The following is a 17,406-nucleotide window of genomic DNA, read 5'->3' on the forward strand; positions in this document are numbered from 1 at the left end:
GATGGCTTGGTTGAGGCGAATTGAACGTATTTTGTTGGGTATTGGGGCTGTGACTTTTAGATTGATTTGTCGTTTCTTTTGGCTTTTCAGTGCTTATTTGAATTACTTTTTGCAATTTCCTGCGCTGCTTTTGGGTAGAAAAAGGTTAGCTGCGCTGTTGCTTTCGGCGTATTGCCGTCAGTTGTTGAAGTTTTTGGGCGTGAGAGTGCTGCTGCGCAGTGATTTCGATTGGGAGAATTCGAGGAAAGGCATGGTCCATATCTGGAATCATGAAAATCCTCTGGATCTATTTGTTGTGCAAGGTTATATAAAAATTCCAAGTATCACGACGGGAGGGTTGCATCTAGGTGTGGTTATGCCTTTTTTTCGTCTTACTGCGAGTAATGCTGGTCACATCATGCTTGATCATAGGGATGCATCGTCTAGAAGGCGATCAGTCTACAAGTCGTTTGAAACTATGGAGAAATATGGCGAGATGATCATTGCTCCCAATGGTTCTCTTGTGACGTCGATTTATCAGCGTGCGTCGAGGAGTCCTCAAATGCTGGCGAAGCGATTTTCGACATGCATTGCTCCATGGATCTTTACCTATGAAGGTTCTCAAATCATGCCGGAAGATCTCTACAGCCCACTTTCCATACTTCTCAAAAGGCTTGTTGCGCCTACGGTGACGATTACGTGTTCTTTGTGGAGTGAGGATCTAGACGCAATACCTGTTGATTCGGATAAGCAATTGTTTGAAGGCAGCGTCAAGAATTTCTACAAATTGCGGAAATTATCAGGCTGATGTTGTGGCCTCCAAAGCCAAATGCATTTTTCAGCATCACCAGTTCTGATCCTGTTTTTCCTAATTCAATCTGCTTGGTTGATGTGACAGCAATGTCGATGTCTTCGTCGAGTGGATCAGCATTCATTGTTTTCGGCAAGACGCCCGCTTGAAGCGCTTGAAAACTGATGATTGTCTCCACAGCCCCTGCTGCACCGAGCAGATGCCCCAGTTGCCCCTTGGGGGCATAGACGGGGATGTGGTCGGCGGCAGGGCCAAGGCTTCGCCGAAGTGAGCGCGCTTCAGCCAGATCACCCAGCTTGGTCCCTGTGGCATGGGCTTGAACAGCGCACAGGTCTCTGGCTTCAATTCCAGCTCGATGGAGAGCATCTTCGATGGCACGACTGGCCTGAATACCCTCTGGTTCCGGAGCAACGATGTGATGACCGTCGCTACTGCTGCCACAGGCCAGCTGCCAGCCCAGAGCAGCTCCGCTGGGAGTGTCCTCCTCACGCATCATCGCCAGCACGCCGGCCCCTTCGGACAGCACAAAACCGTCGCGCTCCTTGCTGTATGGCCTGGAGGCCTGTTCAGGGGCGTCGTTCCGGGAGGACAGAGACCGCATGGCTGAGAAGCCAACGAGTCCCAGCCGGTTCACCGGTGCTTCGGTGCCGCCGGCCAGCACGAGATCAGCCCGCCCGTCGTTGAGCAACATTTGGGCCAGCATCATCGCTTCAGCCCCTGATGCGCAGGCTGAAACAGGGGTATGTGCACCTCCATGCAGGCCCAGATCGATGGCGACTTGGCCTGCAGCCGCATCGGGAATCAGCATCGGTACCGTGAGTGGGTTGACCTGGCTGGGTCCTCCAGCTGCCAGCTGATTGTGCTGTTCATGCATGGTGTGGAGCCCGCCGATACCGGTGCCCAGCACCACGGCGACCCGATCTGGATCAAGTCCAGTGATGGATCGATTGGCCATCCCCCAGGCCTCTCTGGCGGCGAGGAGGCCTAGCTGGGTGCAGCGGTCGGAGCGCCTCAGCAGTAAAGGCCCCAGGGATTGGGTGGCTGCATCGGGCACTCGGCCCGCAATGCGAACCGGCAAATCATCGCTCCAGGGCGCTGTCAGGGCTCGGATGCCGGAACGGCCCGACAACACACTCTCCCAGGTGGATGCTGCGTCGCTGCCCAAGGGGGAGACGGAGCCCCAGCCGACGATCGAAACACGCTGGGAGCGTTGCTGCCGAACTGCCACGGTCAGGCTGTTGGAGAACTGGGGGGGACGAGGTCCAGTGACTCCAGATGGCGCTGTATGTCTCCCACCGTTTTGAATTGCAGAAGCTGGTCCTCCTGAATGCGGATGCCGAAGCAGCTGTCAGCTTCAATCAGAATTTCGTAGAACCCCAAGGAGTCGATTCCGACGTCCTCCATCAGACGCGCCTCGGGAGTGATTACAGCAGGATCTGCGCCGGAAATGCGATGCAGGATCTCAACAAGGCGTCCCTCCACATGCTGCTTATCGGGGCTTCCCTCGGTCAATACCCACACCCATCTGATCCAGCCAAAGTACCAGCGTGGTTACGTTTTCCTGTCGCCCCGGTACCAGCTGAATTGCTGGTAGACGGGGTGGTGATCAACGTCAATGAAGAAGGAGAGCCGATCGTTCGGGAGACTAGAAATGTCGGCGGCCATCAGGATTTCCGTGATCTGGTTGAAATCCCGAGCCAGAGAGAGGTCGCACACCTTGGCCTCCATCAGATTGAAGTACTGACGGAGCAGCACCGGCAGGCGGAAGTTGTCGTTGTGCTCCTTTCGGATCGCCACTTCCAAGGCCTGAACGTTTGCGATCGGATGGGCGGTGTCGTTGGGCTGAATGCTGTTGATCGGGTGACGCGGCGGCGGCAAGGCTGGACTCGTTCTCCTGTAAGGAGGCCTCATCAAGGCACTGAGAAAGGCTGTATTGACCTCATCGCTATGGGCGAAGTGGTTATACGAAACCAGTCCGTGCAGGATGCTGAACCCCGAGCGGGCCGCGATCAGGAGTCCTCCCCGGAACAGGGCCATCAAGGAATGCGGTTGGCGCTGGAAGCGGGGAGCCAGGGCGACTCGACCAATTTCCACATGGTGGGATCGCTCCGCCAGCATGGCTTTGATGCCGGGATAGACGTGCTCCAAATAAGACTGCTGACTGCCGGGTAGCTCATCAACTGCCATGAACTGAGGAACGAACTGCAGCCGTGCGGATCCCGCCAGAGCCCCACTGCAGGGTTCCACCAGGATCAGATGCTCGTAGGCCGCATCACGGCCGTCCAGGTCCCTGGCGTTGCCGGAGCCGGACAATTGCTTCCGGTAGGTCGACTCCCGCAAGGTGCCGACGGCATCCGCGACGGCTTCAAATCGCGACCCGGGGATCAGGTGAAGCTCAAGACCGTCGAGGCGGAACAGAAGGCTGTCGCCCTGGATGGTTTCGCTCCAGTCCTGAGGAAGCAGAACGTCATGTTGTGCCGCTGGTCCGTTCTGCGTCATGGGCTATGTGCCTGGACCGCATTATGCGGGAAGATTGGCGTCCATTTGGCTGCTGTTTCAGTTCCACCCATGGTTGTGCCCTCAAGGACCGGTCTTTCCGCAGCTGTTTCCGCAGCGGTGGCGTTGTCGGCTCCCGTGCTGCTGGTCGGTGAACTGAATGCTGAAGAACGGATCAACTGGCTGAAGAGTCCAGCGCAATCCACCACAACTCCCCTGCAAGCGCCTCCGCCGCTGCCCGTCCCGCCAAGCCTGCCACCACAATCTTTCCGTTATCGCCTGGGGCCTGGGGACCAGTTGGTGACCTCAGTGTTCAAGATCGAGGGTTATGAGGCTCAGGTTCAGGTGTTGGGCGACGGCACCATCAACCTGCCGAGGCTTGGCACCGTTGAAGTCTGGGGGCTGACCCTTGAGGAAGCGCGTCAGAGGATCACCGATGGCTATCGCCAATTTCTGCGACGCCCCTTGGTGTATCTCGACCTGGTCAAGCCGCGTCCGGTTCGGGTCACCGTGACGGGGCAGGTGCTGCGGCCCGGGGTCTTCACCCTGCCTGTCGACAGTCAGGGATCTGTAGATTCATCTGGCGATCCCACCGCCGTCGGTTCCGATGGCGGTGGTTGGCCATCCATGGTGGAAGTGATCCAGAAAGCTGGCGGCATCTCCGCGACTGGGGATCTGGGTCATCTGGAACTGCTCCGCCCTTCCCCCATTCCTGGTGGACCAACCCAGAGCTACGTCTTCGACTATCTCACCGTGCTCAAAAACGGAGGATTTGCCCCCAATCCCCTGATTTACGACGGTGACAGCATCCGAGTCCGCAAGTCAACATCTCCCATCAATGTGGACCTGCTGACGACCGCAGCCTCAAACTTCGCCCCGGCGGCGATCAATGTGCAAGTTGTGGGGGAGGTCTTTTCCCCAGGAGTCGTTCAGGTCGGTTCCAATGCTCCCTTGTCCAGTGCGATCCTCGCCTCCGGAGGAGTCACCCGCCGTGGCAGCGTGAAGAGGGTGGATCTGATCCGTGTGGACCGCCAGGGACGCAGCATGGTGAAGCAGCTGCGCTACGACCCCCATGCCGTGCTGAGCAGTGCCAACAACCCTCCGCTGCGCAATGGGGATGTGGTGGTTGTGGACCGCAACACCTTCACCAAGGTCACGGACACGATGACCGATGCCATGCTTCCGTTTGAGCCGATTGTGGATGCGGTCTCGGTTTACCGGTTGCTCGGTCTGCCGGCTCCGACAAGCGTTGGTCGCTGATCAGATCCCCAGTCGCTCCCAGATCACGCCCAGGTTCTCCTGATGCAATGCGGTGCTGAAGCAGTCGGCCAGCTCCGTTGCGGAGAGCCGGCTGGTGACATCACCATCCGCTTCGAGGTTGGCGCGGAAGTCGCCGCCGGCGATGTTCCAGGCCGTGTGGGCATTGCGCTGGACGACTCTGTAGGCCTCCTCCCGGCTCATGCCGGTCCCCACAAGAGCCAGCAGCACCCGCTGGCTGAACACCACGCCGCCATACACATTCATGTTGCGGCGCATGTTCTCGGGATAGATCCCGAGGCCCTTCACTACGCTGGTCATCTCCCGCAGCATGAAGTGCAGGGTGACCGAGCAATCGGGAAGCATCATCCGCTCAGTGGAGCTGTGGCTGATGTCGCGCTCGTGCCAGAGGGCCACGTTCTCAAGGGCAGCAATGGTGTAGCTGCGCAGCACCCTGGCGAGACCGCTGATCCGTTCGCTGCGGATCGGGTTGCGTTTGTGGGGCATGGCTGAGCTGCCCTTCTGGCCCTTGGCAAAGTTCTCTTCCACTTCCAGCACGTCGGTGCGTTGGAGGTTGCGGATCTCGGTGGAGAAGCGTTCCAGGGAGGCCCCCACTAGGGCCAGGGTCTGGATGTAGTCGGCATGGCGATCGCGGGAGATCACCTGGGTGCTGGCGGTGTCGGGGGTGAGGCCGAGGATTTCGCAGGCGATAGCTTCCACCTGGGGATCAGTGTTGGCGTAGGTGCCCATGGCACCACTCACCTGGCCCACGGCCACATCCTGCTCAAGCCGTTCCAGGCGGGTGCGGTTGCGTTCGGTTTCCGCCAGCCAGCCGGCCACTTTGAAGCCGAAGGTGATCGGCTCACCGTGGATGGCGTGGGAGCGGCCGATCATTTCGGTGCCCTTGTGGGCCCGGGCCAGGTCGCGCAGGGCATTTGCCAGGGCATCGAGTTCGGTGCGCAGCAGGGCCACGGAGCGTTTCAGCTGCAGCGCCACGCCCGTATCCAGCACGTCGCTGCTGGTCATTCCCACATGGATGTGGCGCCCGGCGTCACCAACGTGTTCGTTCACATTGGTGAGAAAGGCGATCACGTCGTGGCGCACCTCGGCTTCGATTTCGAGGATGCGCTCCACTTCGAAGCTGGCCTTGGCTTTGATGGTGTCCAGAGCCTCCTGTGGCACCCGGCCGAGCCGGCAATTGGCCTCGGTGGCGGCGATTTCCACATCGAGCCAGCTCTGGAATTTCGCCTGCTCACTCCAGACGGCTCCCATCTCAGGAAGGGTGTAACGCTCGATCACCGGCGCGCTCGGTTGAACAACCCGACAAATCTATGGGGCCGCCTCCGTGCCCGAACATCAGCTCAGGAACCGTGCGCGTTCCGATGTGACGCATAATCCATCGCTGTTGCCGTGGTCATCCCGTTCAGTAGGACGGCCCTGGGCTTGGGATGGCCGCCGTTACCGTGTGCTGATCAGGGTCATGAAGCCAGCCCCAGGTTATGCAGATGGCATACCGGCTCAGGTGGGCTGGCTGTTATTTCAGCTGTGGCGTCAGAGCAGCTCAGAGGGCCGTGCTGTCGCGGTCGCCGGTGCGGATGCGAATAACCGACTCCACTGGGCTGATGAAGATCTTGCCGTCACCGATTTCACCGGTTCGTGCGGCATCGGCGATCGACTTGACCACCTCTTCAACGCGGTCGTCCTCGACCACCACTTCAATCTTCAGTTTCTGTAGGAATTCCACGGTGAATTCCGAACCTCGGTAGCGCTCCACCTGACCTTTCTGGCGGCCGAAGCCCCGCACTTCACTTACGGTCATGCCGATGATGCCGGCCTCCACCAGCGCCACCTTCACGTCTTCCAGCTTGAAAGGACGAATGATTGCTTCGACCTTTTTCATGGGGGGAGTATCGAGCTGGTTTCAAGGATGACGCGGTTCCCAGAGCCGTGCGTGGCCGCTGTTACAGAACGCTGCCGAAGCTTGACTTCCTAGGGTCGCCGATCAGAACTGGACCACTCAACCCCTTGACCCAGACCCCCCTCTACGGCGAACGCGCTATCGCCGAAGCTGAGCTGATCTGCTTTGACAATCCCCGGCCTGGGCGACCCTATGAGGTGTCGATTGAGTTGCCGGAATTCACCTGCAAATGCCCCTTCTCCGGGTATCCGGATTTCGCGGTTCTACGTCTGATTTACCAACCTGGGCCGCGGGTGGTGGAGCTCAAGGCGATCAAGCTGTACGTGAACAGCTACCGCGACCAGTCGATCTCCCATGAGGAGGTGACCAACCGCATCCTCGATGATCTGGTGGCGGCCACAGCCCCGGTGTGGATGCAGCTGGAAGCTGATTTCAACCCCCGTGGCAATGTCCACACCGTGGTGCGGGTGAGTCACGGCACCCGTCAGCCCTGCTGATCGGTTGTTGGTGCAGTGTTGACGTCTGGAGCCCTCACCTGTTGGAGCAGCTGAGGCAATTCAGTTGCAAAGGCCGCGAGATTGCGGTTGCAGAGGCCGCCCACGCTGAGGGTTCCATCAGCAGCGATGGCCCACAACTGTCGGGTGGCCACGAGGCTCAATCCGCCTCCCACCAGCAGCACCGCGAAGCCTAAGTACACCAGTGGTACACCAGGATCACGCTTGAGTAGCAGGCCGCTGGCCGGCAGCACCGCGTCCACCCGCATCGGTAATCCCTTCACGTCGACGGCCGGACCACCCGGCCGCAGTCGAGCGATCTGCTGGCCGTCTGCGTCGAACACTGTGGCGGGCCCTTGTTCACTTTCCAGGCTCAGAAACACCGGTTCGCTTCCATCAGGGCGGGTCGGCAGGACCAGCCCCCATATTTGATCTCCAAGCTCTGGATAGGCCTGTAACGGCAGCTCCAGCACGGGGCTGCGTCCGATCTGCAGGCTAATCGTCGCCAGCGACCAGTCAGCCTGGTAGATCGTGATGCCCCGGTGGCGCAGGGGGTGATTAACGCTGATCTCCGCATTCAATGCCTGACTGCCCCCTTGCAGGTGCAGAGCGGACCGGAACTGTTCGGTGCGGCCAGCTGGATCGCGATCGATGGCGAAACGGTCGAGAGTGATGGTCAACTGACTGGTGCCATCACGATCCAGGAGGTCGAGGCTGCGGCCGGGGGCGAGAAAGCGCTCAAGGCGGTTACCGGCAAGGGCGCCCCAGGCGGCTCCAAGCATCAGCAGCACCAATCCGGTATGCACAAGCAGCGGCCCCGCCCGTCCGATGACTCCGCGCCGCGCCGCCAGCCTCTGCGGCTGGCGTTGTACCTGCCAGCCGTTTGTTCGTAGCACTGTTTCCAGTTGAGCTAAGCCTTGATTGCCGTTCGGACAAGGCAGGCTCTCGGCGATGGCCAATTTGCTCAGCTGGCGCGGGGTGCGGTAGTCGATCCACCGCCGGGCTGCCACCAGGGCCGGCCACTGGCGCCGCCAGCTGCAGAGGATCAGGGCGAGGCCGAGCCAGGCCAGCAAGGCCAGAAACCAACTGCTGGAATACACATGATCGAGCTGCAGCTGCAGCACCTGTTCGCCGTGAAGCAGGCCTAGCCATGGAGTGCTGCTGTAGGCATCGATGTAACTGACGGGGGAATCACCCTGTGGGATCGCGGTACCCACGGCACTGGCGAGGGCGATCAGCAGCAGCAGCACGATGGCCAGCCTCAGATCGCTGAGCCAGGCTGCCAGGCGTTTCAGCGGGGCCATGGCCATCAACTCCAGCGGGCCAGAAGGGTAAGCAACCCAGTGGTGAGTAGCACCAGACCACTGGCTGGCGGAACCCAGCGGCTGATGCCCCGTAGGGCCAACAATTTCGGAATGGTTGCTGCAAAGGTGCCTGCGAGCAGCAGGGGCAGCACCTGGCCAATGCCGAAGCTGCTGAGCAGGGCCACTCCCACCAGGGGACGACCGCTCTGGGCAATCCAGCCCAGCAGTACTGCCAACACCGGTGTGGTGCAAGGTGAGGCCGCCAGCCCAAACGCCAGTCCAGCCGCGACCGGCGCCAGTGGGGTCGGCACCTTCTGGCGCCATCGTTCTGGATCTGGACCGCTGGGGAGCGGAATGCGCAGCACTCCCAGCAAGTTGAGACCCATCGTCACAGCCAGGATGGCCACCAATGTGGGGATCAGTGCCGGCACCTGGCCGTAGATCCGGCCCAGCAGACCGCTGATGCTCCCCAGCACCACCAGGGCACCGACGATCCCGCTTGAGAAGGCCAGGCTGCGCTGCCAGGGCTGTTGGCCATCGTCAAAGCCTGCGAGATAGGCCAGGGTCACCGGCAACAACGACAGCGAACAGGGCCCCAGGCTGGTGAGGGCACCGCCAACGAACACCAGCGCCAGGGTCAGGGGGCCAGGATCCTCCAAGGCGCGTTTCAGCAGCTGCTCGCTGCTCTGGGCCAAATCGGAGAGCAGCAGCAGGTCCACGGGTGCCCTTGAGTACGCCAAGCCTATCCAGGCAAGACGATGGTCAGACCAGGCTCAGCGTTGGCGCAACGACCGTTGTCGCCTGTTCGGGCGTCCCCCGATCAAGCCGGTGGATTCCAGCGAGCAGCGGATCAACAGCCCCATGATCACCAGGCTCGACATCAGCGAGTTGCCGCCATAACTGATCAAGGGCAGCGGCAGACCTGTGGTGGGCATGGCTCCGGAAGCCACGGCGATGTTCAGGATCGACTGGCCCACCAGGATCGTGGTGCAACCGATGGCCACTAGCCGTGCCTGATTGCTGCGACAGCGCAGAGCCACCCGCAGCCCGACCCAGGCCACCAGCATCAGAAAGAGCAAGAGGAGTATTGAGCCCACAAAGCCGAATTCTTCTGCGAACACCGCATAGATGAAATCGGTGCTCTGGATCGGCAGGTATTGAAGCTTTTGGGTGGAGAGACCGTAGCCCTGCCCCATCCATCCGCCGGATCCAATCGCCAAAAGGCTCTGCACGAGTTGATAGCCATCACCCATGGGATCGTTCCAGGGATCCAGAAACGACACCACCCTTAAGCGTTGATACTCGTTGATCAGGATGCTGGCGGTGCCCAGAAGCGAACCGGCCAAGGCGGTGCCCAGCAGGCTGCGCCAGCGCAAGCCTGCCCCCATGGCCACCATCCAGAGCGTGAGTCCTATCAGGGCGGCGGTGGAAAGATTGGGTTGCTTGAGGATCAGCAACAACAATCCGCCGAAGCTGCCGAGCCAGAGCAACTTCTGGTCCAGGCTCATCCGACCCCAGGGTGCGAACAGGTTGGCAGCCTGCAACACCACAAAAGGTTTCACCAGTTCCGACGGCTGCACTTGCAGCGGGCCCAGCACCAGCCAGCGGCTGGCGCCATTGACGGTGGTGCCCATCACCAGGGTGGCGGCGATCAGCAGGCAGCCCATCCACAACCCTGGGCCTGACCAGCGCAGCCACTGCCGCATGTTGGTGGAGATCGTGATGCCGAGCAGGCTCCAGCTGACGATCAGCCAGAGCGCCTGTCGTTTCAGATAAAAGCCACCGTCGCCCATTTCCCGCAGGGCCACCCACCAGCTTGCGGATGCCAGCACGACCAGGCCTGCCACACTCCAGAAGCCGGCAAGTCCAATCAGCAAGCGAGCTTCCGACGGCCAGAGCTGCCAGGGAAGCGGCAGCAGTCGCTGAAACCGTGCTTTGTTGCGACTCCCGCTCTTCTGACCCCTGGTGGAGATGGACTTGTGCGCTGTGGCGTTCACCTGGGCTGAACAAGGGGAATCGGTATGACCCATTGAGCCGTGAAAGCGTTCCTTTGCCAAGCCAAACGTTCTGCCCTCTAGGCAGATCTCAGGCGTTCATGCTCCACTTCCCATTGCACGTGAGACCCCCAGGATTGCTGGCGCACCCAGCAGCGGCCCCCGTGACAGCGCAGCAGCTGGAACGGCGGAAGATCGGAGGGCTGGTTATCGAGCCGCACGAAGCTGCCTGGCTGCAAAAGTGCTACCACCTTGGCGGGTTGGGGGCGGTGGCTGGACACGAGTCTCAAATCTTGTTGGACAAAATCCTCCCGGGAGAATCGGTTGCAACCGCTGGATCGCCGGTTTTCTTCGGGATCGGTCTGCTTTTATGTCGTAATGGCGTCCAAACAGCGTCTTGATCTGGAACTCCTGACCCGTGGCTTGGTCAGTTCACGGCAACAGGCACAGCAGCTCATCCGTGCAGGCAAAGTGCGCGACGGCGCTGGCATGTTGCTGGACAAGCCCGGAACGGAAGTTACGCCCGATCGGGAACTGCAGGTGGAACAGCCCCCCCGCTTCGTCTCTCGGGGTGGCGAAAAACTGTTGGCCGGCTTGAAGGCTTTTCCTGTGAGGGTGGAGGGTCGCGTCTGCCTGGATGGCGGCATCTCCACGGGGGGGTTCACCGACTGCCTGCTGCAGCACGGTGCCACACGTGTTTATGGCGTTGATGTGGGCTATGGCCAGACAGCCTGGAGCCTGCGTACTGACGACCGGGTGGTGCTGCGGGAACGCACCAACCTGCGGCATCTCCAGCCTGATCAGTTGTATGGCGAGAACGATCACTGGCCCACCCTGGCGGTCACTGATGTGTCGTTCATTTCCCTGCGGTTAATCCTTCCGGCGTTGCGCCGGTTGTTGCGGGGCTCCGACACCGATGCGCTGGTGCTGGTGAAGCCGCAGTTTGAGGTGGGCAAAAGCCGCGTTGGCAAGGGGGGCGTGGTCCGTGATCCAGCAGCCCACCGAGATGCCATTGAATCAGTCATTGCAGCGGCGAGAGAGTCGGGTTGGCAGCCCAAGGGCCTGGTGGCTTCCCCGATCACTGGACCTGCCGGCAACCACGAGTACGTGCTCTGGTTGGGGGAGGGAAATGCCGCTGTTTTGCCGGATCTCGATGCTTTGGTGGCGCAAACCCTCCAGAGTTGACGGCCAATAAAAAAGCCCGGTGTTGAACCGGGCTTGAAATTTGCTTTGGAGCAGAGTTCAGTTGCCGACGTTGACCTGCCGACCCCCGGTGCAGAGCTCCACCTTGATAATGCGGCCACCCTGCTTTTGGATGCGCTGTTGTTCAGCGAACCAGCTGTCGTAGGGCACCCACTTGGTGAAGAAGGTGTTCTGCAATTCGCGTTGCGTCCGAACCTTTTCAGGGCTGGGGATGCAAGCGGTGACTTTGAACAACCGCATGGGGCTCAGTTGCCGAGACCGGAGCAGATGTAGTCGAAGTAGACACCCATTTCCTTGCCGGCATCAGGGCCGACGAGTCCGGCTGTCACTTCCTTCATGGCCTGGATGGCCTGAACGGTGGCGCCGATGGGAACACCCAGTGAGTTGTAGGTCTCCTTAAGGCCGTTCAGAACACGCTCGTCGAGGATCGAGGTATCGCCAGCCAGCATTGCGTAGGTGGAATACCGCAGGTAGTAGTCCAAGTCGCGGATGCAGGCTGCGTAGCGGCGGGTGGTGTACATGTTGCCGCCGGGACGGGTGATGTCCGAGTACAGCAGAGCCTTGGCCACAGCATCGCGAATGATGGCCGAAGCATTGGCGCTGATGGTGGCGGCAGCGCGCACGCGCAGTTCACCGCTGGCGAAATACGACTCGAGGCTGCCCATCGATGCCGTGTCCAGGTAGAGACCCTGGACGTCCGACTTGTTGATGACGTTGGTGATGGCGTCTTGCATGGATCCGTGAGGAGGCGAGGGAGAAAATCAGCGTGCGGTTCAGGCGAGGGCGCCAACCACATAGTCGAAGTAGGTGCCGGCTTCCTCTGCGTCGGCTCCTGTGAGGAGGCCCATGGCGACGATCTTCATTTCGCGCACGGATTCAGCCAATGCTTCCAGGGGAGTACCCAGGGAGCGGTAGAGCTCTTTCGCGCCAATCACACCGATCTCTTCGATCGGAGTGACGTCACCGGCAACGATGCCGTAGGTGACGAGACGGAGGTAGTAATCCATGTCGCGCAGACATGTGGCAGTCATCTCTTCGCCGTAGGCATTGCCGCCGGGGGAGATGACATCGGGACGCTTCTGGAACAGCTGACCACCAGCCTGCTTGACGATGCGCTCGCGGCTCTCGCACAGGACCTGGGCCACGCGCAGACGGCGTTGACCGCCGGTGACGAAGGCTTTGATCTGGTCGAGTTCGCCAGGGCTGAGGTAGCGGGCTTCGGCGTCCGCGTTGATGATCGAGTTGGAGACGATGCTCATGCAGTTCTGCCTCGAAACAAGCGGCCGCCCGTAGGAGACCGGTATCCGGTGAATAAGGGGTGATCCCGAGGGATCGCGTCTCAGACTAAAGGCTGGGACAGGGGGTCGAAGCGTTGGGAGTGAGACTTGTTCACATCGGTCAACACTGACCGGGGTGAGCTCGCTCCTTTGGATTCGGCTGATGCATTCTGCGCTGACGATGGCCAGGGAAATTTGGCCAGGTAACAGTTCTTCACGGCGCATCTGTTTTGAGGAGAAGCCCTGGCATTACTGCGATCTGCGAGATCGCCCCTGATGTGGTTACGACGCACAAAAATGATCCCGATGAGGCCTTACTTCACCGGGATCGGATCACAAAAAACACCGTGATTTGTGGGGGCTGTTTGTCAGCGAAATGGAAACCTGAGGATCAGATCGCGTCGCCCGTGGGGGGATTCAGGCCGGCATTGCCGCGGTAAAGCGAGGCCGTGCGCTGGATGGTGGCTTGGTTGACCCCTGATGCGGTCGCCATGCCGTCGATGCGGGGCACCGTCGTGCTGATCCGTTCCGCCAATAGTTCAGTCACGGCAGCGCCATGACCCGCTTGAGCGCGGGTGATCAGGAAGCGGCTGGTTTCCGCTGGGGTTGTGGCCCGTCCCAGCAGAGCCAAACCTGCCGCGGACGCGGCCCGAAGGGGCGCCATCGTGGCGATTCGGTTCTGGAACGCTTCGCTCATCGCCACTTCAGCAATGAACTCGGTCAGGTCAATGTCTTGATTGCGCAGCCGTGATTCCGCGCTGATCAGACGCTCATTCCCTGTGGGGACACGGTTGAGAAGTTGCTTGTAAGTTGCATTCACAGCAGTCTGGAGCTCATCTTCGCTGCACGGCTGTTTCAGCTCCAGCGTTGCGGGAAGTCCACCCCGCAAGCGGAATCCTGCAGCCCCTCCCGTGACAAGAGCCATTCCCATGCGTGGGAGCGCTTGCCCGCTCCGCGCATTGGAAGAAATCAGCTCAACGCTCCATGTCCGGCCACCAATGCTGCTTGGCGTTGAGTTGCTGGCTCGCCGCATCGGGAAGCCAGTCTTTTTGGACGCAAGACCTTGTTGACGCACCATCGACAGCCAACTGGGCGCTGCGGCGTTTCCGAACGTCGTTGTCGAGAAGTCTTGGGTGGCTGTCTTTTGCGTGTCCGGCAGGTTGCGTGGCGTTACATCGCCACTGCTGCGGAATGCTTCGGACCGCTTTGTTTCAGGACGGCTTCCGAGGCTGAGGTCAGCGGCAGCTTCAAGCTTGAGAGCACGTGACCAGCCTGGAGTTCGGCGTGCAGTCACATCACCGGGTGTGATGAAACGTTCGTAGGGGACTGTGTCGGCCCCAAAAGCTTCGCCGTAGTCCTTGCTGTCGATTAATGCATCCACCACTCCATAGAAACCTTGGCGTGCGGCTGTATCGAAAAGCGCGTCGATTTCCCAGCGACCGAAGGTGGGTCTGCCCAGCAAACGGCGATGCATCACTTCGATCGCCTTCACGATGTAGAGGCCGCTCCAGTAGCGGCGTCGGAAAGCATCGGATTTGGCGACTGCCCGAACAAAATCCTTCAGCGAGATATCTCCGTTTTCGAGGCGGGCTTCATCAGAACTCATGCGCTCTCCCGCATAGCCGCCGTTGCCGAGCACTTGCACGTACACAGCCTTGATCACGGCTTGGGTGCTGGCCTCAGTCGTGCGAACGCTGGGCTGACCACCTCGCCCTGGATTCACAGTGCCACCCGTGGCGATCTGCTGAAGTCGCATCACGCGTGGACCACCCTTGCGGGGGCGGCTTTTGCGGAAACTGTCGCTGTCCAGTTGGCCAGGGCTGTTGAGGCCGTTGCTCACGAGCAATCGGCGGCTGTCGTAGCCGTAGGGGGCTGGTCGGGTGGCCACTGAGGCGGTTCCACTCGGGAAGATGGCTCCGAATTTGTTCGCCACCGGATCATTGCCACCGCCGTAGACGTGCTGGTCGGCAAAGGGCTGGCGGTAGGAGGCGTAAAGGGTGACGTATTGCGGCGCGCCATCGAAGGGAGCGCTGAAGTTGAACAGCTTGCGGTTGGAGCCCCATCCGGCACTTTCCTGGGCCTCGGTGCCGAGATCCCGCAGGTAGGGAACGGTCTCCTCCCCGAAGGCTTGGGCGTATTCGGAGGAATTCACCAGCACATCCACGAGACCATTGAGGCCTTGGTCGCTGAGGATCGCGAACGACTTGCGGAATTCCTCAAGGGAGCTGATGCCCCGGCCAAGGAAGTGGCGGTAGGCCAGTTCCACCACGCGACTGTTGACGAAACCGTCGTGGAATTGCTGGCGGTATTCCTTGCTGCGGCCAAGGGCGCGAATGAATTCGCGCATTGAGATCTGGCCTTGGGCAACGGCGCTGGCCTTGTCCGAACAGGGGGTCTGGGAATAGCCCTTGGCGATGTCGCGCTCAAACACCTGGCGGTAGGCGGCGCGGATGATTTCCGCCTTCTCGGCACCGGAGAGACCCGGCCGCATCTCAAACAGCTGGCGTCCCTCGGAAGCCAGGGCGTAGATCGCCGGCAGCTGCAGACCTTGTTGAACAGGGCTTCCCTGACGTTGCTTGGTGCTGGGGGTGGGGATGGCCAGCTCCTGCAACAGCACGTTGAAGCAGTCGATGGTCATCTGACGCGCTTCAGGACGATCGCGCAGCAGCTGGGCTGAGGCGGCGCGCATCTCCTGAAGAGCCACGTTGGTCGCGGCTAGAGAGCAATTCTCGAGAAGGATGTCCCGCAACCCGCGGGTGTTCACCGCAAGGATGCTGGGGTCGCCGGCGACCAGGGCGTAGCCCACATAGCGCAGGAACCAGCCCATGTCGCGTACCGACTTGCGCATGAACGCCGGGCCGTATTTGGCCACGCTGATGGCGTTGAAGCCAGTGGGGAGCACCACACGAATATCGGCATCCCCGCCGGCCCCTTCGAAAAGACGGGTTAGAAAGTTTCCTCTTTTTGTAGTGCCGCTGTCGCCAGTGAAGGTACGTACCGATTGTTCAAAAGCAGCCTGGTCAGATGCCATTGGTGTTACTTCCCGGCCACTGGCACGTCCGGTCTCGCCCGTCGTCAAGGGCGCTTCCAGGAAGGAGAGGGGCGTGCCGCCCACAAAAATTCTGTTAGCGGCACGGGCCACGATGGCCTCGGCGTTGGCCGCAATGATTCGGGACGCTTCGATCCGGTCCTGACCGGTGCGGAAGAAGGTCACAAGACTGTCCAGTTCCCCATTGTCAGGGAAACGGTCCTGCTGCTCTGCCTGACGGACGCTGGAGAGCGGCAGCGTGTCGAACAGTTGGGGAGACACGCGCGGGCTGCCGCTGCTGGCGGTCACTGTCATCGACGAAAGCAAGCCGGATCGCGCCACGTTACGGCTGCCGGGATGGTGCTCCGTGGCCCCATGAACAAATGTTTGCAGGCGTTGAGGGGCCGCTGCTGCTCGACGGGTTTGGCGTGAAAAGCTCGCAGGCGCGAAATCTGCGCTGCATGACCCACTCCAACCCCAGTGATGCTGCGACCCCCGTGGTGAGTGCGTTCTATGACCGCTTTCCTTTTCCGGGGGATCCGCTTCAGGACGGACCGCCACCTGGATACAACTGGCGTTGGTGTCACCGCAGCGTTCTGGCCGCGGTGCACGGATCGATCCCAGCTGGCATGGAGGTGCCGCGGATCCTCGATGCCGGTTGCGGCACCGGCGTTAGCACCGACTACCTCTGCCATCTCAACCCGGGTGCAGACGTGCTCGGGGTGGACATCAGTGATGGGGCTCTGGCGGTGGCGCGGGAACGCTGTCAGCGCTCTGGAGCGGCCCAACAGGTGAGCTCTTTGCGTCAGGAGCAGCGCAGCCTGCTGGACCTCGATGGGGAGGGTTCCTTTGACTACATCAATTCGGTGGGGGTGCTGCATCACCTGGATCAGCCGGAAGCGGGCCTGCGCTCCCTCGCAGATCGCTTGGCACCGTCCGGTCTCCTTCACCTCTTTCTTTACTCCGATGCGGGGCGCTGGGAGATCCATCGGACCCAGAAAGCGCTGAGTCTTCTGAATGCCGGCACAGGGTCGGAGGGCCTGCATCTGGGCCGGGAGCTGTTCGAGACCCTGCCCGAGGGCAACCGCCTCGCCCGTCATCACCGCGAACGCTGGGCCGTGGATTGCGCTCCTGATGCCAATTTCGCCGACATGTACCTGCACCCGCAGGAGACCAGCTACAACCTCGAGCGTCTCTTCGCGTTCATCGAAACGGCGGGTTTGCATTTCGCCGGCTTCTCCAATCCGGAGGTCTGGGATCCCGCTCGCCTGTTGAAGGGTGAGTTGCTGGAGCGAGCCCAAGCCTTGCCGCCGCGTCAGCAGTGGGAGCTCATCGAGCAGTTGGATCCCGACATCAGCCATTTCGAGTTCTTCCTGTCTGCTGCGCCCGTGGAGCGAGCTCGGTGGAGTGATGAGGCCCTTGGTCTGGCCAGGGCCTTGGTTCAGCCCTGCCTCTGGGGGGAACCCGATCCAATTCTTGGTCGCAACATGGAACCGATCCAGCTCAGCGATGCCGACCGCACTCTGCTGCGGAATGTTGCTGAACAGCCAGAGCAAACGCTGGGGGCCCTTGCATCCCCCGATCTGATCCGCGATCTTGTGGATCGCCAGCTGCTGCTGCTGAAGGAATAACAGCAGCGAACGCG

The 17,406-nt window shown here is 60.8% G+C and carries 18 protein-coding genes; 5 read left to right on the forward strand and 13 right to left on the reverse strand.

All coding sequences use genetic code 11. The features are described from left to right. The first annotated feature begins 1 nt into the window (after position 1). Positions 2-787: a hypothetical protein gene (locus KR52_RS04785; protein ID WP_038553158.1), complete on the forward strand. Its 786-nt coding sequence runs from the start codon at positions 2-4 to the stop codon at positions 785-787. On the opposite strand, the gene KR52_RS04790 is transcribed toward KR52_RS04785, so the two are convergent. The 3 genes from KR52_RS04790 to KR52_RS04800 are packed head-to-tail and all read right to left on the reverse strand — an operon-like array spanning position 750 to position 3,289. Next, positions 750-2,018 (reverse strand): beta-ketoacyl synthase, encoded by a 1,269-nt coding sequence (locus tag KR52_RS04790; RefSeq protein ID WP_038553162.1) that lies wholly within the window; start codon positions 2,016-2,018, stop codon positions 750-752. The genes KR52_RS04785 and KR52_RS04790 overlap by 38 nt on opposite strands. A 2-nt stretch (positions 2,019-2,020) precedes the next feature. After that, positions 2,021-2,311 carry an acyl carrier protein gene (locus tag KR52_RS04795; RefSeq protein WP_253912451.1) on the reverse strand — a complete coding sequence of 97 codons (291 nt, stop codon included), beginning with the start codon at positions 2,309-2,311 and terminating at the stop codon, positions 2,021-2,023. A gap of 30 nt (positions 2,312-2,341) precedes the next feature. Continuing rightward, a complete protein-coding gene (locus tag KR52_RS04800) occupies positions 2,342-3,289 on the reverse strand; it encodes a GNAT family N-acyltransferase (RefSeq protein WP_038553167.1) in 948 nt (315 codons plus the stop codon). Between the two features lie 69 nt (positions 3,290-3,358). Here KR52_RS04800 and KR52_RS04805 point away from each other — a divergent pair, with 69 nt between their 5' ends. Next, positions 3,359-4,546 carry a polysaccharide biosynthesis/export family protein gene (locus KR52_RS04805; protein WP_038553170.1) on the forward strand — a complete coding sequence of 396 codons (1,188 nt, stop codon included), beginning with the start codon at positions 3,359-3,361 and terminating at the stop codon, positions 4,544-4,546. On the opposite strand, the gene purB is transcribed toward KR52_RS04805, so the two are convergent. Then, a complete protein-coding gene (gene purB, locus KR52_RS04810) occupies positions 4,547-5,842 on the reverse strand; it encodes an adenylosuccinate lyase (RefSeq protein ID WP_038553174.1) in 1,296 nt (431 codons plus the stop codon). It abuts the gene before it with no gap. Between the two features lie 262 nt (positions 5,843-6,104). Then, the gene (locus KR52_RS04815) at positions 6,105-6,443 is read right to left on the reverse strand and encodes a P-II family nitrogen regulator (RefSeq protein ID WP_038553177.1); all 339 of its coding nucleotides are present in this window, start codon (positions 6,441-6,443) and stop codon (positions 6,105-6,107) included. 125 nt (positions 6,444-6,568) lie between these two features. Here KR52_RS04815 and queF point away from each other — a divergent pair, with 125 nt between their 5' ends. After that, the gene (queF, locus tag KR52_RS04820; RefSeq protein ID WP_038553180.1) at positions 6,569-6,958 is read left to right on the forward strand and encodes a preQ(1) synthase; all 390 of its coding nucleotides are present in this window, start codon (positions 6,569-6,571) and stop codon (positions 6,956-6,958) included. On the opposite strand, the gene KR52_RS04825 is transcribed toward queF, so the two are convergent. Genes KR52_RS04825 through KR52_RS04840 form a run of 4 tightly spaced genes read right to left on the reverse strand, consistent with a single transcriptional unit; the run spans position 6,946 to position 10,534 of the window. After that, on the reverse strand, positions 6,946-8,259 hold the full coding sequence (locus KR52_RS04825) for a cytochrome c biogenesis protein ResB (protein WP_051834273.1): 1,314 nt from the start codon (positions 8,257-8,259) through the stop codon (positions 6,946-6,948). The two genes, queF and KR52_RS04825, sit on opposite strands and share 13 nt — an antisense overlap. Positions 8,260-8,264: 5 nt before the next feature. Next, entirely contained in the window at positions 8,265-8,978 is a 714-nt protein-coding gene (locus tag KR52_RS04830) for a cytochrome c biogenesis CcdA family protein (protein WP_038553183.1), read from the reverse strand. A gap of 54 nt (positions 8,979-9,032) precedes the next feature. Continuing rightward, on the reverse strand, positions 9,033-10,289 hold the full coding sequence (locus tag KR52_RS04835; RefSeq protein WP_371257695.1) for an FtsW/RodA/SpoVE family cell cycle protein: 1,257 nt from the start codon (positions 10,287-10,289) through the stop codon (positions 9,033-9,035). Between the two features lie 44 nt (positions 10,290-10,333). Then, positions 10,334-10,534 (reverse strand): hypothetical protein, encoded by a 201-nt coding sequence (locus KR52_RS04840; RefSeq protein WP_038553188.1) that lies wholly within the window; start codon positions 10,532-10,534, stop codon positions 10,334-10,336. A gap of 97 nt (positions 10,535-10,631) precedes the next feature. Here KR52_RS04840 and KR52_RS04845 point away from each other — a divergent pair, with 97 nt between their 5' ends. Further along, on the forward strand, positions 10,632-11,438 hold the full coding sequence (locus tag KR52_RS04845; RefSeq protein ID WP_038553191.1) for a TlyA family RNA methyltransferase: 807 nt from the start codon (positions 10,632-10,634) through the stop codon (positions 11,436-11,438). 57 nt (positions 11,439-11,495) lie between these two features. Here the strand turns inward: KR52_RS04845 and KR52_RS04850 are convergent, their stop codons facing one another. The 4 genes from KR52_RS04850 to KR52_RS04865 all read right to left on the reverse strand — a co-directional run bounded on the left by KR52_RS04850 (position 11,496) and on the right by KR52_RS04865 (position 16,076). Further along, on the reverse strand, positions 11,496-11,696 hold the full coding sequence (locus KR52_RS04850) for a phycobilisome linker polypeptide (protein WP_007098856.1): 201 nt from the start codon (positions 11,694-11,696) through the stop codon (positions 11,496-11,498). Between the two features lie 5 nt (positions 11,697-11,701). Beyond that, positions 11,702-12,190, reverse strand: a complete 489-nt coding sequence (gene apcB, locus KR52_RS04855) for an allophycocyanin subunit beta (protein ID WP_006849956.1) — start codon at positions 12,188-12,190, stop codon at positions 11,702-11,704. A 39-nt stretch (positions 12,191-12,229) separates the two neighbouring features. Continuing rightward, positions 12,230-12,715, reverse strand: coding sequence for an allophycocyanin subunit alpha (locus tag KR52_RS04860; RefSeq protein WP_006849995.1), 486 nt, complete (start codon positions 12,713-12,715; stop codon positions 12,230-12,232). A gap of 409 nt (positions 12,716-13,124) precedes the next feature. Next, positions 13,125-16,076, reverse strand: coding sequence for a phycobilisome rod-core linker polypeptide (locus KR52_RS04865; RefSeq protein ID WP_038553194.1), 2,952 nt, complete (start codon positions 16,074-16,076; stop codon positions 13,125-13,127). A 146-nt stretch (positions 16,077-16,222) separates the two neighbouring features. On the opposite strand from KR52_RS04865, the gene KR52_RS04870 reads away from it, so the two are divergent. Then, complete coding sequence (locus tag KR52_RS04870; RefSeq protein ID WP_038556857.1) at positions 16,223-17,392, forward strand: class I SAM-dependent methyltransferase; 1,170 nt, start codon at positions 16,223-16,225, stop codon at positions 17,390-17,392. The last annotated feature ends 14 nt before the right edge of the window (positions 17,393-17,406 follow it).

Source organism: Synechococcus sp. KORDI-52, assembly GCF_000737595.1.
Taxonomy (GTDB): Bacteria; Cyanobacteriota; Cyanobacteriia; order PCC-6307; family Cyanobiaceae; genus Parasynechococcus.

What these genes read in the sequence shown, in the direction of transcription:
- KR52_RS04785 (WP_038553158.1), top strand. Translation starts at nt 2, where the DNA reads ATGGCTTGGTTGAGGCGAATTGAACGTATTTTGTTGGGTATTGGGGCT.
- KR52_RS04800 (WP_038553167.1), bottom strand. Translation starts at nt 3,289, where the DNA reads ATGACGCAGAACGGACCAGCGGCACAACATGACGTTCTGCTTCCTCAG.
- KR52_RS04805 (WP_038553170.1), top strand. Translation starts at nt 3,359, where the DNA reads ATGGTTGTGCCCTCAAGGACCGGTCTTTCCGCAGCTGTTTCCGCAGCG.
- KR52_RS04815 (WP_038553177.1), bottom strand. Translation starts at nt 6,443, where the DNA reads ATGAAAAAGGTCGAAGCAATCATTCGTCCTTTCAAGCTGGAAGACGTG.
- KR52_RS04825 (WP_051834273.1), bottom strand. Translation starts at nt 8,259, where the DNA reads ATGGCCCCGCTGAAACGCCTGGCAGCCTGGCTCAGCGATCTGAGGCTG.
- KR52_RS04835 (WP_371257695.1), bottom strand. Translation starts at nt 10,289, where the DNA reads ATGGGTCATACCGATTCCCCTTGTTCAGCCCAGGTGAACGCCACAGCG.
- KR52_RS04845 (WP_038553191.1), top strand. Translation starts at nt 10,632, where the DNA reads ATGGCGTCCAAACAGCGTCTTGATCTGGAACTCCTGACCCGTGGCTTG.
- KR52_RS04850 (WP_007098856.1), bottom strand. Translation starts at nt 11,696, where the DNA reads ATGCGGTTGTTCAAAGTCACCGCTTGCATCCCCAGCCCTGAAAAGGTT.
- apcB (WP_006849956.1), bottom strand. Translation starts at nt 12,190, where the DNA reads ATGCAAGACGCCATCACCAACGTCATCAACAAGTCGGACGTCCAGGGT.
- KR52_RS04860 (WP_006849995.1), bottom strand. Translation starts at nt 12,715, where the DNA reads ATGAGCATCGTCTCCAACTCGATCATCAACGCGGACGCCGAAGCCCGC.
- KR52_RS04865 (WP_038553194.1), bottom strand. Translation starts at nt 16,076, where the DNA reads ATGACAGTGACCGCCAGCAGCGGCAGCCCGCGCGTGTCTCCCCAACTG.
- KR52_RS04870 (WP_038556857.1), top strand. Translation starts at nt 16,223, where the DNA reads ATGACCCACTCCAACCCCAGTGATGCTGCGACCCCCGTGGTGAGTGCG.